General features: G+C 58.6%; 17 protein-coding genes. 10 read left to right on the forward strand and 7 right to left on the reverse strand.

Translation table 11 applies throughout. The features are described 5' to 3' along the window. Nucleotides 1-15 precede the first annotated feature (15 nt). The 4 genes from L0U79_RS13025 to L0U79_RS13040 are packed head-to-tail and all read left to right on the forward strand — an operon-like array spanning nucleotide 16 to nucleotide 4,049. Nucleotides 16-867, forward strand: a complete 852-nt coding sequence (locus L0U79_RS13025) for a fumarylacetoacetate hydrolase family protein (RefSeq protein ID WP_233842701.1) — start codon at nucleotides 16-18, stop codon at nucleotides 865-867. A gap of 46 nt (nucleotides 868-913) precedes the next feature. Further along, on the forward strand, nucleotides 914-2,230 hold the full coding sequence (locus L0U79_RS13030) for an L-fuconate dehydratase (protein WP_233842702.1): 1,317 nt from the start codon (nucleotides 914-916) through the stop codon (nucleotides 2,228-2,230). After that, nucleotides 2,230-3,414 (forward strand): alpha-hydroxy acid oxidase, encoded by a 1,185-nt coding sequence (locus L0U79_RS13035; RefSeq protein ID WP_233842703.1) that lies wholly within the window; start codon nucleotides 2,230-2,232, stop codon nucleotides 3,412-3,414. Before L0U79_RS13030 ends, L0U79_RS13035 begins: the two co-directional genes overlap by 1 nt. An 11-nt stretch (nucleotides 3,415-3,425) precedes the next feature. Continuing rightward, on the forward strand, nucleotides 3,426-4,049 hold the full coding sequence (locus tag L0U79_RS13040; RefSeq protein WP_233842704.1) for a hypothetical protein: 624 nt from the start codon (nucleotides 3,426-3,428) through the stop codon (nucleotides 4,047-4,049). A gap of 7 nt (nucleotides 4,050-4,056) precedes the next feature. Here L0U79_RS13040 and L0U79_RS13045 read toward each other — a convergent pair whose 3' ends face one another. The 4 genes from L0U79_RS13045 to fucP all read right to left on the reverse strand — a co-directional run bounded on the left by L0U79_RS13045 (nucleotide 4,057) and on the right by fucP (nucleotide 7,902). Next, complete coding sequence (locus L0U79_RS13045; protein WP_233842705.1) at nucleotides 4,057-5,226, reverse strand: cysteine desulfurase family protein; 1,170 nt, start codon at nucleotides 5,224-5,226, stop codon at nucleotides 4,057-4,059. A 13-nt stretch (nucleotides 5,227-5,239) separates the two neighbouring features. Next, nucleotides 5,240-6,022: a hypothetical protein gene (locus L0U79_RS13050; protein ID WP_233842706.1), complete on the reverse strand. Its 783-nt coding sequence runs from the start codon at nucleotides 6,020-6,022 to the stop codon at nucleotides 5,240-5,242. A 240-nt stretch (nucleotides 6,023-6,262) separates the two neighbouring features. Further along, nucleotides 6,263-6,619 (reverse strand): L-rhamnose mutarotase, encoded by a 357-nt coding sequence (locus tag L0U79_RS13055; protein ID WP_233842707.1) that lies wholly within the window; start codon nucleotides 6,617-6,619, stop codon nucleotides 6,263-6,265. Further along, complete coding sequence (gene fucP / locus L0U79_RS13060; protein WP_233842708.1) at nucleotides 6,619-7,902, reverse strand: L-fucose:H+ symporter permease; 1,284 nt, start codon at nucleotides 7,900-7,902, stop codon at nucleotides 6,619-6,621. The genes L0U79_RS13055 and fucP overlap by 1 nt, the downstream gene beginning before the upstream one ends. A gap of 223 nt (nucleotides 7,903-8,125) precedes the next feature. Here fucP and L0U79_RS13065 point away from each other — a divergent pair, with 223 nt between their 5' ends. The 5 genes from L0U79_RS13065 (at nucleotide 8,126) to L0U79_RS13085 (ending at nucleotide 14,542) form a co-directional block, all read left to right on the forward strand. Then, nucleotides 8,126-8,902, forward strand: coding sequence for an IclR family transcriptional regulator (locus L0U79_RS13065; protein WP_233842709.1), 777 nt, complete (start codon nucleotides 8,126-8,128; stop codon nucleotides 8,900-8,902). A gap of 60 nt (nucleotides 8,903-8,962) precedes the next feature. Further along, complete coding sequence (locus L0U79_RS13070; protein ID WP_233842710.1) at nucleotides 8,963-10,321, forward strand: alpha-L-fucosidase; 1,359 nt, start codon at nucleotides 8,963-8,965, stop codon at nucleotides 10,319-10,321. A 349-nt stretch (nucleotides 10,322-10,670) separates the two neighbouring features. Continuing rightward, nucleotides 10,671-11,738 carry a glycosyltransferase gene (locus L0U79_RS13075; RefSeq protein WP_233842711.1) on the forward strand — a complete coding sequence of 356 codons (1,068 nt, stop codon included), beginning with the start codon at nucleotides 10,671-10,673 and terminating at the stop codon, nucleotides 11,736-11,738. Next, entirely contained in the window at nucleotides 11,735-13,657 is a 1,923-nt protein-coding gene (locus L0U79_RS13080; RefSeq protein ID WP_233842712.1) for a glycosyltransferase family 39 protein, read from the forward strand. The genes L0U79_RS13075 and L0U79_RS13080 overlap by 4 nt, the downstream gene beginning before the upstream one ends. A 51-nt stretch (nucleotides 13,658-13,708) precedes the next feature. Next, nucleotides 13,709-14,542 carry a CHAD domain-containing protein gene (locus L0U79_RS13085; RefSeq protein ID WP_233842713.1) on the forward strand — a complete coding sequence of 278 codons (834 nt, stop codon included), beginning with the start codon at nucleotides 13,709-13,711 and terminating at the stop codon, nucleotides 14,540-14,542. Here the strand turns inward: L0U79_RS13085 and L0U79_RS13090 are convergent, their stop codons facing one another. Further along, nucleotides 14,543-14,980 (reverse strand): universal stress protein, encoded by a 438-nt coding sequence (locus tag L0U79_RS13090; protein WP_233842714.1) that lies wholly within the window; start codon nucleotides 14,978-14,980, stop codon nucleotides 14,543-14,545. It lies immediately after the preceding gene. 211 nt (nucleotides 14,981-15,191) lie between these two features. Here L0U79_RS13090 and L0U79_RS13095 point away from each other — a divergent pair, with 211 nt between their 5' ends. Then, nucleotides 15,192-16,031: an NAD-dependent protein deacetylase gene (locus L0U79_RS13095; RefSeq protein ID WP_233842715.1), complete on the forward strand. Its 840-nt coding sequence runs from the start codon at nucleotides 15,192-15,194 to the stop codon at nucleotides 16,029-16,031. Here L0U79_RS13095 and tadA read toward each other — a convergent pair. Together tadA and guaA are read right to left on the reverse strand one after the other, a co-directional pair. After that, nucleotides 16,028-16,522, reverse strand: a complete 495-nt coding sequence (gene tadA, locus L0U79_RS13100; protein WP_233842716.1) for a tRNA adenosine(34) deaminase TadA — start codon at nucleotides 16,520-16,522, stop codon at nucleotides 16,028-16,030. The two genes, L0U79_RS13095 and tadA, sit on opposite strands and share 4 nt — an antisense overlap. Nucleotides 16,523-16,600: 78 nt before the next feature. Then, entirely contained in the window at nucleotides 16,601-18,181 is a 1,581-nt protein-coding gene (gene guaA / locus L0U79_RS13105) for a glutamine-hydrolyzing GMP synthase (RefSeq protein ID WP_233842717.1), read from the reverse strand. Between the last annotated feature and the right edge of the window lie 61 nt (nucleotides 18,182-18,242).

Raw genomic sequence — 18,242 nt, forward strand, 5'->3', positions numbered from 1 at the left:
ACAAGAGAGAAAGCGATGAAACTCGTTCGCTACGGTATTGCCTGCAAGGAAAAGCCCGGCTTGATCGACAAATCCGGCGCATTGCGCGACCTGTCATCGGTTATCAACGATATCGATGCGCAAGCGCTCAGTCGCGAAGGTCGCGCGCGTCTTGCATCGATCGACACGAACACGTTGCCACTCGTTGCAGGAGAGCCGCGTTTTGGCGCTCCTGTCGCGCATGTGGGCAAGTTTATCTGTGTCGGTTTGAACTACAGCGAGCACGCCGCGGAAACCGGCGCGCCGATCCCTGAGCAACCCATTCTTTTTATGAAGGCCACCTCGGCTATCACCGGCCCGAACGATGGCGTGATCATTCCGCAGGGCTCGGTAAAAACCGATTGGGAAGTCGAACTGGGTGTGGTGATTGGCGAAACCGCGCGTAGCGTCAGCGTCGAACAAGCGCTGTCGCATGTCGCCGGCTACGCCGTGATCAACGATCTGTCCGAACGCGAGTTCCAACTCGAACACGGCGGCCAATGGGTGAAGGGTAAAAGCTGCGACAGCTTCGGTCCGATCGGTCCGTGGCTGGTCACGGCGGACGACGTACCCGATCCGCAGAAGCTCGACCTGTGGCTGGAAGTGAACGGGCATCGCTACCAGAACGGCAACACGCGCACGATGATTTTCGGCGTGGCGAAGCTGGTCAGTTACATCAGTCGTTACATGACCTTGCTGCCCGGCGATGTCATCAGCACCGGCACGCCATCGGGCGTGGGTCTTGGTCAGAAGCCGCCGACTTACTTGCGTGCGGGCGATGTGATCGAACTGGGTATCGAAGGTCTCGGTACGCAACGCCAGCAGGTTCACGCGCATCCCAATGACTAATGACTGCATTCTCCCCTCCACTTCCGCCCACAAGGAAGGCCACTGCATGACCAAGATCGTGGCGCTGGATACGTACGACGTTCGCTTCCCCACTTCGCGCGAACTGGATGGCTCTGACGCCATGAATCCCGACCCGGACTATTCCGCGGCCTACGTCGTGATGCGCACGGATCAGCCGGGCCTTGCCGGTTACGGCCTCGCCTTTACCATCGGCCGCGGCAACGACGTGCAGAAGGCGGCGATCGACGCGTTGGCCGATCACGTAGTCGGCCTGAATTTGCAGGACGTCGCCGGCGATCTCGGCGGCTTTTCGCGGCGTTTGATCGGCGATTCGCAACTGCGCTGGCTCGGCCCTGAAAAAGGCGTGATGCATATGGCGATCGGCGCGGTGATCAATGCCGCATGGGATCTTGCCGCGCGTCTTGCCGAAAAACCGCTATGGCGTTTTATCGCCGAGATGACGCCCGAGCAACTGGTTGCGACGATCGATTTTCGCTATCTCACCGACGCACTCACCCCCGACGAAGCGTTGACGATGTTGCGTGCATCGGCTCACGACAAACCAAAGCGCATCGCGCAGTTGTTGTCGGAAGGTTATCCGGCCTACACCACGTCGCCCGGCTGGCTCGGTTACGCCGACGAAAAAATGCAACGGCTCGCACGCGAAGCAGTGGCGGCGGGCTTCCGCACGATCAAGCTCAAGGTCGGCATGAATGTGGAAGACGACGTGCGCCGTTGTCGCTTGGCGCGCGAAACCGTCGGCCCCGATATCGCCATTGCCGTGGACGCCAACCAACGCTGGGACGTGCCTGATGCGATCGCTTGGCTGCGTCATCTGGCCGACGTGAAACTTGCATGGGTGGAAGAACCCACCAGCCCCGACGATATTCTCGGCCACGCCGCCATTCGTCGCGCCGTCGCGCCGACGCCGATTTCTACTGGCGAACACACGCAAAATCGCGTGATGTTCAAGCAACTGTTCCAGGCCGGCTCGGTAGACCTGGTGCAGATCGACGCCGCACGCGTCGGCGGCGTCAATGAAAATCTCGCCATTCTTTTGCTTGCCGCGAAATATGGCGTACGCGTGTTTCCGCATGCGGGCGGCGTGGGTTTGTGCGAACTGGTGCAGCATCTGGCGATGGCGGATTTCGTGGCTATCACCGGCAAGAAAGAAGATCGCGCCATCGAATTCGTCGACCATCTGCATCAGCATTTCGTCGAACCGGTGGCCATTCGCAACGGGCGCTACATCGCGCCTCAAGCACCGGGATTCTCAGCCCAGATGCACGCAAGCACCCTGACGGAGTACCGTTATCCGGATGGACCGGTGTGGTGCGAACCGGTCGATGCCGCGAGTACCTGATGACAGCTCCCATCACCTGCGTTGCCGATCTGCGTGCCCTGGCCAAGCGCCGCGTGCCGCGCGCGTTCTTCGAATACGCGGATCGCGGTTCGTACGATGAAGTGACGCTGCGCGCCAACCGTGCCGCGTTCGAACGTATCGCGTTGCGACAGCGGGTGATGACCAATGTCGACAACCGTTCGCTGGCTACCGATATCCTCGGTCTACCGGTTTCGATGCCGCTTGCGATCGCGCCGACCGGACTCACTGGCTTGCAGCACGGCGGCGGCGAGATTCTTGGTGCACGTGCGGCCGAAAAAGCCGGGATACCGTTTTGCTTGAGCACGATGTCGATCTGCTCGATCGAACAAGTGCGCGCCGCGGTGGAAAAACCGTTCTGGTTTCAGGTGTACGTGATGCGCGATCGCGGCTTCACGCGCGATTTGATTCAGCGTGCCAAGGCCGCCAACTGCTCGGCCCTGATGCTGACGGCCGACCTCACCGTGCAGGGCCAGCGCCACCGCGAAATCAAGAACGGGCTTTCGGTGCCGCCCAAGATCACGTTGCGCAATATCCTCGATGTGGCCAGCAAACCGCGCTGGGCATTGGGCATGTTGCGCGCGCCCAGTCGTTCGTTCGGCAATCTGCAAGGGCGCATCGACAACACCGACAGCCTCACCACCCTCGCCCAATGGATCGCCAACCAGTTCGATCCCACGCTGGAGTGGAAGGATCTGGAATGGATTCGCGATCTGTGGCCCGGCAAACTGATCATCAAGGGCATTCTCGATGCCCGCGATGCGCGCATCGCCGCCGATCACGGCGTCGACGCCATTGTCGTCTCCAATCACGGCGGCCGTCAGCTTGACGGCGCGCCCGCCACCATCGATGTGCTGCCCTCCATCGTGCAAGCGGTAGGCGATCGTACGCAGGTGTTGTTCGACGGCGGTATTCAAAGTGGCCAGGACTTGCTCAAGGCGCTCGCCTACGGCGCGCACGCAGGCTTGATCGGCAAGGCGTTCCTCTATGGATTGGGCGCGATGGGCGAAGCGGGCGTCACGAAAACGATTGAACTGATACGCCGAGAATTGAGCGTAAGCATGGCATTGACGGGGCAGACGGATGTGCGGCGTATTACGTCGGAAATTATCTGGCGCAACCCTGCCGATGGTTCGGCCGATATCGTCGATACGCAATTCGCCTAAAGGAATTCCGATTGTTCGCGCTGCGGACGCGGAGCATTAGCCAAACGCCAGCCAAAAATGGAAGGCTCGATGAAGGCACAGACAGCCGATATGATCATGCTTTCCATCTTACGCGCCTATCGACTGTGGAAGCACTGGATCGATCATCGACCGCCACGCCGTTTCTCGTCAGGCCACGCTGGCCTTATGACAAGGTGCTCGTCTCTAGCAAAGCGATGCATGGCCTGATTGACGCGCAAAGTGCGCTGTCCGACCGCGGTTTGACGCTGATACTGACACGCGGTTATGAATCGCGCGGCACGTTTATCCGAGTGATGCATCAACTCGCACGCATCATCGGCTCGACCCTTTTTTGTCTCGTCTATCCGCACCGAGCCCGCGAAGCCCATTCGATTTTCTCGCCCAATGGGCATGACCAGTCGGGCGATTGCGTCGATGTCGGCGTCCTTTATAACGATGACGTGTTGCGCCTACTTCCGCTGGGCGTCTTTACGCCGCTCTGGCTGATCAAAAGTATCGCGCGTACTCATCAACGTGAGTTGTCGATGGTGGCAGATGCCCTGCAGAAAGCCGGCTTCACCATTCATGGCAACGCGACGGAAGCCCTGCAGATTCACTGCGAGATGCACGAGTAACGCGCGATCACGCCACCAGCGGCGACATCGCGCGCAGGCGCGTCACGGCATCGATGCAGCGTCGCGCTGCGTAAGCGATTTCTTCTTCCGTATTGAACCGGCCGATACCGAAACGGATGCTGGCCCTGGCCAACTCGTCGCCCACGCCCATGGCCCGCAATACATGCGACGGCTCCGCCTTGGCAGACGTGCATGCCGAACCGGAAGACAGTGCGATGTCCGGCATTTCAAGCAAGATGGAATCGGCATCAGTGTACGCAAAAGACAGATTCAGCGTGCCGGGAAGGCAGCCACTGAGGTCGCCATTCAAGCGCACGCCATCCAATTGCGATGTGATGACGTCATGCAATTGCATACGCAGAGACATGATGTGCAGACTTTCGGAGGGTTGTTCTGACGTGCAAATGTCGAGCGCCTCGGCAAAGCCGACGATGCCAGGAACATTCAACGTTCCCGAACGCAATCCGTATTCGTGTCCGCCGCCATGAATTTGCGGCTGCATGCGGTGGCGAAGATCGCCACGAACGTAAAGCGCACCGACGCCTTTCGGACCATAAAGCTTGTGTCCGCTAAAAGACGCCAGACCGATATCCAGCTTGTCTAAGTCGACATCGATTTTCCCGAGCGCCTGAGTCGCATCGGTATGCAGTACGACGCCCTTGTCACGGCAGAGCTCGGCAATCGCCACCATGTCTTGCACGGTGCCTGTTTCGTTATTGGCCAGCATAATTGACACGAGATAGGTTCGATCGCCAATGGCAGCCGCTAGCTGCTTCAGGTCGACCCGCCCCGCTTCATCCACGCCGACGTAAGTCACCTCAGCGCCATTGTCCTCGAGGTTCCGGCAACTATCGAGCACCGCTTTGTGCTCGATCCGGCTGGTGACGACGTGATTCTTGCCAGGCTCGGGCCGCAGCCCTTTGAAGGCGAGGTTAATCGACTCGGTCGCGCCGGACGTAAACACCAGATCGTGATCTGGCGCTGCATGGATGGCTTGTGCGATGACCGCTCTGGCATCATCGACGGCACTGCGCGCGCGCCACCCAAACGGATGACTGGTGCTGGCGGCATTACCGTAGTCTTTCGTAAAAAACGGCAACATGACGTCGAGCACGCGTGGATCGAGCGGTGTGGTGGCGTTGTGATCCAAATAAATCATGCGCGCGGACGCTGCCATGCGTGAGAACTCCTTAAGCGATTAGCGCGGAGGAAACCGGCGGCTCCGGGTCGGCGTAGACAACCTGCCCTTTTCGCAACGTACCTTCCGGCGTAACCAAGTTGAGGCGAATGCCGAACCGCATGCCAAGCGCGTGCGTCAACTGCAGTCCGCGGACATAGGCCAACACCTCGGACCATGGCGATGCTTCGAAAAACACTTCGAGCACGGGTTGCGTCTCAAGCGATTCGTCGTCAGCTTCAATAGCCTTGCAGAAATATTCACTGGTAATCGCGGCGCACGTGATCTTTGAGTTGCTGGGCGCGCCGCAGGTCGGGCGATCTGCCGCGGCGACCACCATTCGATGCCGCACATCCGCCGATAAGGGGACGGTGTTCAACATGTGGTCCGCGTGCGTTCGCGCGGAATCTTCGTGAATGACGAGAATATGCTCGGTAGGAATATTCAATGCTTCGGCGATGGGACCAAAGACATCGACAATTTCAGTGCGTAAATGACAGAGTCGCGGATTGCGTTTTTGACTGTTGCTAAGCCCATCGCGCAGAAACTGTCGCCGAAAGACGCCCTTGTGATCGAACGCAATGGATACCGGTGGCAACTTTCCCGTTTGACGACGAAGGTCGTCCGCGTAAATCAGCGCAGCGCGAAATGCTTGCAGCTGCGCCTCGATTCTTATCGCGCCGGCTGCATCGATATCCAGCCTGGAATTGCCGGCCAAAATATTGATAGACGGCTGGACGCTCGTCGGCGTTGCATTATCTTGAGCAATTAAACTCGTAAGATTGATAAATCCCATGGCGCAGCCGTCCTGCCTCCTGATAAAGAGCGTCCCCTAATAAATCGGATATTCGAAGCGGACCCGCTGAAGCGCCGCAGCGCGTGAAATATACGACCGAGTGCTGTGAAAGGAATCGCAAAACTCGAGCTTGCGCGGTTCGCGCAGTCAGCGTTCGTTATGTGCGCGCTTCATGAAGGTGAATGCATCGTCACAAACTGGGGTGGCAAAACGCTCTTCTGCAGGCGCAGGCAGTCCCGTTCAAAGCGCCGTCAGCGCTTCCTTCAATGAAAAGATGCGCGTCATCGGCACCCATTTCTGTCCTGCTTCGGCCCACGGCAAGCGTTGCTGGAAGCGATCCATCAATGCTTCCCACGCCTGCGTTTTCGGATCGGCGGCATCCACCTCTTTATTACGCGAAGTATCGACGTGATCGGGCACCTGCACGACCATGAAAAGCCGATTTCCCGTGCGGAAGATTTCCATATCCTCGATACCGGATGCACGAATGGACGCGATGATCTCCGGCCATACGTGACCAGGCTGATGCCAGCGCTCGTATTCGGCGATGGCTTCGGCGTCGTCTTTAAGATCCAGTGCGTAGTAAAGACGTTGCATCAACCTGCGCCTCTGGCGGCATGGCGGCATTGCCATGCAAACAGCGCGACGACCAAGAAACAGCATGCCGGCACGCTCATGGCGTCGACCATGCTGGAGCGATCGGACACAGCGCCCATCAACGCAGTCAATACGGCGCCGCCGATGATCGTCATCACCAGCATGGCCGAACCGATTTTGCGTTCGTCGTCGTCGCGCCCTTCCACACCCAAGGCGAATACGGTCGGATACATCACCGACATGAAAAAGCTGCACGCCGCCAGCGCATACGCGCCGCTGGTGCCGGGATGCATCACGGCATACAACGTCAGTGCGACATTGATGGTGGCAAACGCGAACAGCAAGCGCACTGGCGCCACGTATTTCATCAACGCCGTGCCAACAAAGCGTCCAATCATGAAACACACCAATTCGGCAAAAAGAAAGTTCGCCGCGTCCTTGGCCGTGGTGCCGGGCGTGGTGGCCTGTACATAGCGAATCGTGAAACTCCACACGCCAACTTGCGCGCCCACATAAAAGAACTGCGCAAACAATGCGCCGACAAATAATTTATCGCGGAGCAATTTGCGCAATACGCCGTGGCCAACGCCTGGCATACCGGTCGAATGCCGCGGCTCCGCCGTTTTCGGAAAGTGCGTGACGAAAATCAGCAACGCCCACGCCAATACCACCAGCCCGATCACCAGATAGGGCCATTGCACCGCGCGCGTTTCATTGACGTAGTACGCCGTGCGCTCCGCCGCGCTCATCGCGGCGAGCTGCTGCGGCGTTAACTCGATACCCGAAAGAATGAAATGCTGACCGATCAGAATGCCCGCGATCGAACCTAGCGGATTGAATGCTTGCGCCAAGTTGAGTCGTCGCGTCGCCGTTTCCGGCGGCCCAAGCAAGGTGATAAAGGGATTGGCGGAAGTCTCCAGAAAGGCGAGACCGCTGGCGATCACGAACAAGGCCGCCAAAAACAACCCGTACGTATTCAGCGACGCAGCCGGCCAGAACAGCAACGCGCCGATACCATAAAGTGCGAGTCCGCAAATTACTGCGCTTTTGTAGCCAAATCGGCGCATATACATGCCGGCCGGCATGGCGACGAGAAAATAGCCGAGATAGAACGCGCTCTGTACCAGGCCCGCGCCGAAATCGCTGAGCACGAAGGCTTTCTTGAACTGCGCGATCAAGACGTCGTTGAGATTGTTGGCCCCACCCCAGAGAAAAAACAGGCTGACGATCAGCACCAAGGGCAACCAGGACCGGGCTGCATGCTCGGCGCCGGCTACCGTCATAGGGGATTCTTCTGTCACTGTGCGCACTTCCACCCGCTTCTCCTACGATTTACGGCAGGCCACCCCGGAAAACTGGCCACGAAAGGCTTGCCGCAAGATGACGGGCCCGCCTATTTGTGCAAATATGAAACCGTTATTCATTGATAACACAAGTCGCGCCGCAGCATGCCGATGGGGATTTTGGGCAAAGTCGCGCGATTGATCCTAGCGATAAGGAAATGTCATGCCTAATCCCGCACCCAAATACCGTGCCCCTGCGCTCGATAAAGGCCTGGATATTCTGGAATTGCTGGCCGGCGCCAATCGACCATTGAGCATCGCCGAAATATCCGAAGGGGTCGGTCGCTCGCGCGGCGAAATCTTCCGCATGCTGCAGGTGCTGGAAGAGCGCGATTACATCGCGCGCGGCGAAGGCGATGTCGGTTATTCCGTTACGCCGCGCCTGTTCCGGCTTGGCATGGAACAACCGCCGGTGAAAAGTGCGATCGAAACGGCGCTGCCTGTCATGCACCATCTTGCGGATGTGTGCGGGCAAGCGTGTCATCTGGTCGTGCCTTCCGGCGAGCAAATTGTGGTCGTCGCACGTGTCGACCCGCCGGGCGAAGTCGCGTTGGTCGTGCGCGTTGGACATCGCCGCCCCATGTCGCAGTCGACGTCCGGCCATATCTTGCTGGCCTTCCAGGAAGAAACAGTCCGCGAGCGCTGGCTGGATTTGATTACGCGTTACGAACCTGCGCTGGACAGAAAGAAATTGACGAAGTTACTCACGCAGTTGCGCACACGCGGCTATGCGCGTGAGCAAAGCAACGTCGTGGATGCCGTCACCGATCTCTCCGCGCCAATTCTGCAGCATGGCAGCGCCGTGTGCGCACTCACCATTCCCTATATCGAGCAGCAAACCGGTGCGCAACACATGGACGATGTGATTGCCGCCCTGCTTCAGGCAACGGCGGAAATCTCCGAGGCGCTGCAGTTCGGTACTGCTACTCGCAGCACCTGATTTTTGATTCACTTCGTTGCAACTTTGCACACCATCCACTGACACGCGAGTTCTAAAACGATGTCGATTCGCCGTTGCGCACTAATTACCACCCTGGCCGCCACATTGTTTGCCGGTAGCGCCGCGGCGCAGAACTTCGCCGATGTCAAACCCGCACCGCAACAAACGCACTGGCAGGATCTCGAATTCGGCGTGATTGTGCATTTCGGTACCAATACGTTTTTGGACCGCGAATGGGGCGATGGCACGGCCGATCCGAAGGTGTTCAATCCCGATCACGTCGATCCCGACCAGTGGGCGCGCGCAGCGAAATCGGCTGGCGCGAAATATCTGCTACTGGTCGCCAAACATCACGATGGTTTTGCGCTTTGGCCAACCGAACAAAGCGACTATTCGGTCAAAAACAGTCCATGGCTGGGCGGCAAAGGCGACCTGGTGCGCATGACCGAAGAAGCCGTGCGCAAAGAAGGCATGGAGTTCGGCATCTATCTGTCGCCTTGGGATCGTCACGAACCGCGCTACAAAGATCCTGCTGCGTACGACAAGTTCTACATGGCGCAGATGGACGAGCTCGTCCTCAATTACGGACCGTTGGTGGAATGGTGGCTGGATGGCGCAGGCAGCGCAGGCCATGTCTACGATTTCAAGAAGTACATGGAAGAACTGCGCACCTATCAAGCGAACACCGTGGTGTTCGCCGATGTGGCGCTGTTTGGTTATGGCGATGCGCGCTGGGTCGGTCAGGAAGACGGCCATATCCGCGGCGAAAACTGGAACGCGATCGATCGTCACGGCGATTTGCGCTGGCGTCCGGTGGAAGTGGACACGCCGCTCCACAAGCTTCAGTGGTTCTGGCATCCGGATAGCGACAAGACGCTCAAAAGCGTCGATGAACTGATGGACATTTGGGAAAACAGCGTCGGTCGTGGTGGCCAGCTGATGCTCGGCCTTGCGCCGAATCGTCACGGCATGTTGCCCGATGCCGATGTCGCGCGCCTCAAGGCATTCGGCGAAGCATTACAGGTTCGTTACGGTGCGGACAAAAACCTGATGAGAAATCATCTGTCGACGGACGCAAATTCCGCAGCCGCATTGGACAACGATCAAGAGTCGTTCTGGTCAGCGCCTGAGGGTGCGGCCCACGCCACACTAGAGGCAGACTTTGCAACGCCCGTCACCTTCGACCATGCGCTCAACATGGAATGGCTCAACGACGGGCAATGCGTGCAGAAGTACGCGATTGAGGCCTGGGTGCACGATGTATGGACACCTGTCGCAAAAGCCGAAGCCATCGGTCATATGAAGATCGACCGCTTTGCGCCCGTCACAGCGACCAAGGTACGCCTGAACATTCTGTCCAGCGTTTGCACACCGCGCATTCGCGAGTTCCAGCTGTTTTTTGTGGGCAACGGTCGTTGATCGGCAACGGCTTTACCTAACTAGACAGGTTCTTTGCGACGGGTATCGCGTTTTATCGCACCGGCATTAAGGATTAATTGTGAAGAAAGGTCCGCTCCAGGTACTTTCGAAAAAATCCAAGGTCACAATCGGCGTGCGATAGCCAAAACCTGCGCCGCCGAACGGGGATCCGACAGGACACGCGTTTAGACGTCACGGTCAACATGGCGTCGGCCTGAACGTTTACCCTTCGTTAGCTTCTGCTAGGGCGGCATAGTGCATGGAAACATGGCGTATTCCGGCGACCGAGGCTGCAGAAAAGCCTCGGTCCCAGGGCCACTCACAGGAGATTGTTTCGCAGGAAGCGCCGTTGCTTTCACTCGTCATCTGTACGTTGGACGAGCACGAAGCGATTGGCGGTGTATTGAGTGAGCTCGACGAACATCTGCAAGACATCAACCACGAAATCATCGTTGTCGACGATTCGACCGACGAACGCACTGCAAACGTCGTTCATGCGTATGCGTTGGCGCATCCGCAAGTAAGGCTGTTGCGACGCTACAAGGCGAGCGGCTTGTCTTCCGCTGCTATCAAAGGCTGGGACATCGCCAGAGGTCGAATTCTTGCCATCATGGATGGCGACGGACAGCACGATCCGGCGATGATCAGGGCATTGCTGCAAAAGTTGTCTGATCCGAATATCGACGTAGCCGTAGCCAGCCGCTATCTGGACGATTCCCGCTCCGGCTTAAACGGTTTGCGTCATCGCATTAGCCGCACCGGCACATGGTTGACAGACATCATGCTCGGCGTACCGCTGGTCGATCCGCTGAGTGGCTGTTTTGCGATGACGCGCGAATGGTATACGCAGGTGCGTCGCGAACTCTCCGGACTGGGATTCAAAATTTTGATCGATGTTGTGGCGTCCGGATCGAGGAGACCGCATACCGCGCAAGCTCCCACGCTTTTACGCGCTCGCGCGGGCGGCGCGTCGAAGCTCGACACGCGCGTCATCATCGACCTGATGACGCTACTTATCGAAAAGCGCACACGCGGCCGCTTTACGGCGGCCGCCGTTATGAATGGTGCGGCCGTTTTCAGCACGCTATGCATGCAATGGTTGTCGCTTGGCGTGCTGCTGAAACTTGCCATTCCGATTTGGCTCGCGATGTTGCTGTCGGTCAGTTTTGGCCTGGCCGGGCGTTTCGCCATCGACCACATCATGACGCCGCGCTCGCTGCGCCCACGAACGTTCCAAGGCGCTTGCCGCCAATGGCTGGCGTTTTACGCGAGCCGATGGAGCGATATTCCTTTGAATGCATGCTTTGCGCTCGCCCTTTGCGGGGTCCATTGTCCGTGGACCGTCGCTGTCTTAGGCGGCGTATTGCTGGCAGAATCGCGCTATCACCTCACCCAGCGTGCAGGAGTTAGTGCGTGAATGATTCGCTTCGGGCTCCGGCCCGCTGGCAGGCTAACGTCTACGGATTGATTGCGCTTATCGCTTGCGCCGCCGCATTCGTTGGGTTATCCGCAAGCGGCCTTTGGATCGATGAGTTATTTACGGTCTATTTGATCCATCATGACGGCGGCTTTGGCGAAGTATTTCGCCGCGCGCTGACCGATACGCATCCGCCGTTCTATTATTTTCTGATCTACGCATGGACCCGCCTGACGGGCCTGTCGGAATGGGCGTTGCGCCTACCTAGCGCGGTGTTCGCCGTGTCGGCGATTGCCGTTTTCGCGTTCGGCACGCGGCGCGTGCTTAGCCGCACGGCGATCGCCTTTGCGTGCGCCGTCGCGTCGGTATCCACGTTCTGGTTCGACCAAGCCCAGAATACGCGCAGTTACGGTTTATGCTTTTTGCTTACTGCGAGTCTGTTGTCCGCCGCGCTGGCTTTTCGAACACGAGCAAGAGCCGCTGCAACATTTCCGCTCGCCCATTGGATCGGTTTGAGCGTATTGGGACTTGTCGCCAGCCTGACGCATGCATATCTTTTGCTCGCGCTTGGCATGGTGCTGTTGTTTCTTCTGCTGACCGTGCCCTCCTGGCGCATACGCGGCGCGCTGGTTGCCACCGGCCTCGTCGTGCTCGCCATCAATGCTCTTTACTACAAGATGATGATCCACTCGTCGGAGCAGGATCTTCAAAATCTATGGTTCAGCAACAACGCAGCGTTCTTCAAACAACAGATCCGCTTCGCGTTCTACGGATTGATGGCGCGACAAGTTATCGTCGTGACTGCGCTGCTCGTCGTCTACGGTATTTGGAAGAAAATCGCCGGCCAGCCGTATTTTGTTTACGATGAATACGACACGCGCTGGACGACCGCCTTGGCCGCCTTTGTGCTCATCGGCGTGATCGTGTGCGGTATCGGCGTATCATTGCTCGTCGCCCCATCGTTTTCCGACCGCAATCTGTTTACCTGCATACCGTTTGCCTGGCTTCTCGTCGGACGCCTGTATGACGCGGCGGGTCCGCGCGGCTACACGCGTAGCAGCACCGTTGTCGCCGCGCTCGCTATGTTGCTGGTGGCTAGCTATCTGCTTCGTTTGCCGGGGCGTATGTTGTCGCGTACCGAGAATTGGCGCGCGTCGGCGCAATTCGTTTCGCAATTGCCTGGCTGCGCGGGGCAACGCGTGCCGGCGATATTGCCTTATCGCTTTGGGCACGCCTCACCCTATTTTCGTTCGCTGGCCGAGCAGAATTTCTTTGGCTATTACATGCCGCAAGGCACACCGATTCAGGCTTATTTGCCGGCGGAGCTCGCGGCACGTCATCCCGTAGATGGTTTGCCCGATTTACTTGCAGCACGTGCAGCCAACGCCGATAACGGCGGCTGCACATTGTTGGCGTGGGGCGTGCACGATCTGGATGAATCGTCGGCGCTGAAGATTGCGCTGGATCTGGCGCGTCAGCCGGGTGTCGCGCCACGCCGCGTGATGATGCAGGAATTCGTTTCCTATCAGCCCAGAGGCGTACGGTGGGAAGAGGTGCCCGAAGGTTATGTGTATCTCGCGGTGCCTCAGGCTACGCCCGCATCGAAGGTTGAGCCGCCCGTTGCACCCAACATTCATTTGGACACCAAGAATGCGCCCAGCCTTGGTGATCGCGTGGTTGTCGATTACCTGACCGCGTATTCGCACGCTGCGACGCCTGGTTACGATGTGGATGTCTACGGCATTCAACGTTGGAGCACCAAGCAATCCGTTCGCGAAGATTTTCTGGCCGTTCACCGCGTGACCTGCGATGTCGCCGTCACCAAGTCCAATTGGGACGTTTGGCCGGATCCCACTTCTCCCGGCTGCAGCGATCGGCCGCCTACGACGTCTGCCGGTAAAGTCAACGGGCAGTTATGATGTCAACTTAGGCAATGCATGCATCGCCGTTCCCGGAGGCTGTCTGGGACTATGAACAAAGCCAAGCACGACAGCTCACCGAAGTTGGGGCCGGCCCTCGGGTCCTTGGCGGCCGGAGAGTGCCGCTCGCTGCAGCGAGCGCTCGCCATGCGCAAGAAGCGGCATGAAGGTATCCACGCGACGCGTAAGTCGTGCAGACGTCTGCGTTGCCTGATTCGGTTTCTTCCCGCTGCTGAGCCCGTGGACGCACTGGATCGAGTTCTGAAGGAGCTTGCTCGCAGCTTCTCACCGCTGCGCGATGCACATATTGCCGCCCGCACGGCGCGGCTCCTCGCTACGTCGCACAAGATTAAGCTCACGCCCAACGTCATCAAAGCGTTCGATGCTCATAGCGAGCGCTTGCTCGACAACGCGCTTCAAGACGATCCGCATTGGCGACATCGGCGCGCGGAAGCGCATCGCGTCATTGCCGCCTGCAACTCCCTGCGTTGGGAAGATATACGTCCGTCTTCCGCCAAGAAAACGCTGAAGCGCACGACTCGAAAAATGAAGAAGACACAAAAAGAGGCGACCGAGCTGCGTGCGGCCGCCGCCGATCACCGCTGGCGGCGACGCGCACGCAAGGTTCGTTACGAACTGGAGCACCTTCGAAAAGCGCGTCGCATAGCCGACATGAAGAAAAGCCGTACCAAACGCTACGGCGAGCGAGCCAAACAACTTGCGGCGATCACCGACCGGCTCGGTTGGCGGCAAGATTTCCAGGTATTCGTAAAAACGGCCAACCTGCTACCGGATTCGCTGGACGTATTGGCTTTGCGCAAAGCGCTGAAAACGAATTCGTCAAACTTGTCTCAATCAGAGCCGCCGCCCGCGTCGCACAACTGATCAATGGCACACCAGTACCGGCACGTCGCAACAGCTCAATACCTTATTTGTTTCGCTGCCAAGCAGTAATCGATCCAGCGTCGCGTAACCGTATGTGCTCATCACAATCAGATCGCAGCCTTGTTGTTTTGCAGCGCCAACGATGGCGACATAAGGGCGACGATCGAACGCATATCCGCCCTCGCATTCCACATTAGCGGCTTTCGCCATCTCGGCGATTTCAGCGAGCCGCTCTTGTGCGCGCGCGATCGCACGTTCCACATGGGAATCGTCGGTGTGTTGAATCACGTCGGAGATGTACGCAATGGCGGCAAGCGGCGCCAGCACATGAAAGGCATAAACGCGAGCATGTAATTGGCGAGCCAACCCAATGCCCATTTCCGCGGCGTGCATGGCGTGATCGGAGCCGTCGGTCGGGATCAGAATATGCGTAAACATAATGCCTCCCCGGGGTTCGCAAACCCTCGTCAAAGGCATCGTAGTCATCCATGTATCCGCCATGCTCGCGACACATCGGTCGCCTTGTTGGCTGGATTTGGTTGAATCTTACACCCCTACAAGATTCATCAACGGTGCGTCGCGCGGCTTTTGGCGTTATTAAGAATCCGGCTATTGAATCGGGGTTAATCGACGGCATATGGTGAGGCACATGACGCTTGCAGAAACCACCTCATCAAAAGCCGATAACGACGCCTTGCAGACGTTTATCGCAGCGCACCGACGCCTGTTTGTCGTCACCGGCGCGGGCTGCAGCACCGATTCGGGCATTCCGGATTACCGCGACGCCGACGGTGGGTGGAAACGCGCGCAGCCAGTGACGTATCAGGCCTTTATGGGCGAAGAACGGACGCGCAAACGCTATTGGGCGCGCAGCTTGATCGGTTGGCGCCGTTTTGGAAAAGCGCTGCCGAACGCCACGCATCATGCCCTCGTCAAACTGGAGCAGCGCGACAAGCTTGCATTGCTGTTGACGCAGAACGTGGATGGTTTGCACCAGCGCGCGGGAAGCCAGAATGTGGTCGATATGCACGGGCGCCTGGATGCCGTGCGCTGCATGGGATGCGAGCATCGGCTTCCTCGTCACGAATTGCAGCACATGCTGCTGACGCTCAATCCTCAGTGGGCCACGCTGGATGCCTTCGATGCGCCGGATGGCGATGCCGATCTCGACGGCCACGATTTCAGCACGTTTACCATTCCACCCTGCCCGCACTGCGGCGGCATTTTGAAACCGGACGTCGTATTTTTCGGTGAAAACGTGCCGCGCGATCGCGTCGCCGCCGCCATGAACGCGCTGGACGAAGCCGATGCGATGCTGGTGGTGGGATCGTCGTTGATGGTGTTTTCGGGCTATCGCTTTGCGCACGCCGCAGCGAAAGTCGGCAAGCCGATCGCCGCCGTCAATCTTGGGCGTACACGCGCCGATCCGCTGTTGAGCTTGAAGGTGAATCAGCCGTGCGCGGAAGCGCTGGCTTTTCTACATCTCTAACGGCGCGCGCGGAAGAAATCGCGTAAGAGCGTCGCCGCTTCCTCGGCCAACAAACCACCTTGTACCTCGATGCGATGGTTGTGGCGATCTGAAATCAACGTATCGAACACGCTACCGGCCGCCCCGGTTTTCGGATCGATCGTGCCGTAAACGACGCGGCCCACACGTGCATGCACCAGCGCCATCGCGCACATAGCGCACGGTTCCAGGGTGACGTAAAGCGTGGCGCCAACGAGGCGATAGTTGGCCTTTTTTTCGCCAGCGGCGCGCAAGGCCATGATTTCCGCGTGCGCCGTGGGATCGTGCAACGTGATGTTGCGGTTCCAGCCCAAACCGATGATCTGGCCCTCGTGCACTAGCACGGCGCCGACCGGCACCTCGCCTTCGGCATCGCGCGCGTGCTCGGCGAGCTGCAAGGCGCGGCGCATATAGGCTTCATCGTCCGCACTGAAGGCCGGAGGCGAGCTATCGATGGTCAATTCTTCGGCCATTTCAGCAACTTGTAGCGCTTTCCTAACGTGAGAAACGTAAGAGCTTAGTGGCGATCACCACTTAAGTTACTGATTTTATTATTCCCACTCGATCGTAGCTGGTGGTTTGCCACTGATGTCGTAAACGACACGAGAAATACCACGTAATTCATTGATAATTCGATTGGAAACCTTGCCTAGAAATTCGTAGGGCAAGTGCGCCCAATGCGCCGTCATGAAGTCGATAGTCTCCACGGCACGCAGCGCCACCACCCACTCATAGGCGCGCGCATCACCCACGACACCCACCGATTTCACCGGCAGGAATACGGCAAACGCCTGGCTGACCTGGTCGTAGAGATCGGCATTGCGCAGCTCTTCGATAAAAATGGCGTCGGCGCGAGCAAGCAATTCGGCGTATTCGGCTTTCACTTCGCCAAGAATGCGCACGCCCAAACCCGGACCGGGGAACGGATGGCGATACACCATCTCGCGCGGCAAACCGAGTTCGACGCCGATGCGACGTACCTCGTCCTTGAACAGTTCGCGCAAGGGCTCGACCAGCTTGAGCTTCATATGCTCCGGCAAGCCGCCCACATTGTGGTGGCTCTTGATCACATGCGCTTTGCCGGTCTTGCTGCCGGCCGATTCGATCACGTCGGGATAGATGGTGCCCTGCGCCAGCCACTTCACATGACCGCCGCCCGCCGCGGTGACTTTGGCCGATTCTTCATCGAAGATCTCGACAAACAAACGACCGATGATCTTGCGCTTCGCTTCGGGATCCGCCTCGCCTTCGAGCGCCTTGAAGTAGCGCTCGGCGGCGTTCACGCGAATGACTTTGACGCCCATGTGCTCGGCCATGGTGGCCATCACCTGGTCGCCTTCCTGCCAGCGCAGCAGGCCGGTATCGACGAACACGCAAGTGAGCTGATCGCCGATCGCACGATGCAACAACGCGGCAACGACGGACGAGTCCACACCGCCGGAAAGACCCAGCAGCACGTGATCGCCGCCGACCTGCTCGCGTACGCGGGCGATCTGGTCGTTGATGATGTGCGCGGCGGTCCAGAGCGTCTGGCAACCGCAAATGTCCGTGACGAAGCGCTTGAGCAACGCCGTGCCTTGCTTGGTATGCGTCACTTCCGGATGGAATTGAACGCCGTACCAGCGCTTGGCTTCGTTCGACATCGCGGCAACCGGAATGCGATCCGTCACGGCGGTGACCGTGAATCCCGGTGGCGCCTTGGCGACGTGATCGCCGTGGCTCATCCAGACGTCCAGGGCCTGGAAAGAATCGTGATCGCTCAAGTCCGTAAAGAGTTTGTCCGACGCAACCACCTCGACGCGCGCATGACCGAATTCGCGTGCGTCCGCCGCTTCGGTGGCGCCGCCGAGCTGCGCGGCAAGCGTCTGCATGCCGTAGCAAATGCCGAGAATCGGCAACCCCGAGTCGAAGACTTCCTGCGGCGCTTTCGGCGCCCCGTGGACCGTGGTCGATTCCGGACCGCCCGAGAGAATGATGCCCTTGGCGCCAAACGCCGCGATCTCGGCGGGATTATGGTCCCACGCCCAGATTTCGCAGTACACGCCGATCTCGCGAATGCGCCGCGCGATGAGTTGCGTGTACTGCGCACCGAAATCGAGGATGAGGATCTTGTCGCTGTGAATGTTGGTCATGGCGGCGAGGTCAAGAAAGTGATGAGCAGATGGTGCGTACCTCATCGTTGTCCTGGCCAAC

The sequence above is a fragment of the Dyella sp. 2HG41-7 genome (assembly GCF_021390675.1).
GTDB lineage: Bacteria > Pseudomonadota > Gammaproteobacteria > Xanthomonadales > Rhodanobacteraceae > Dyella_B.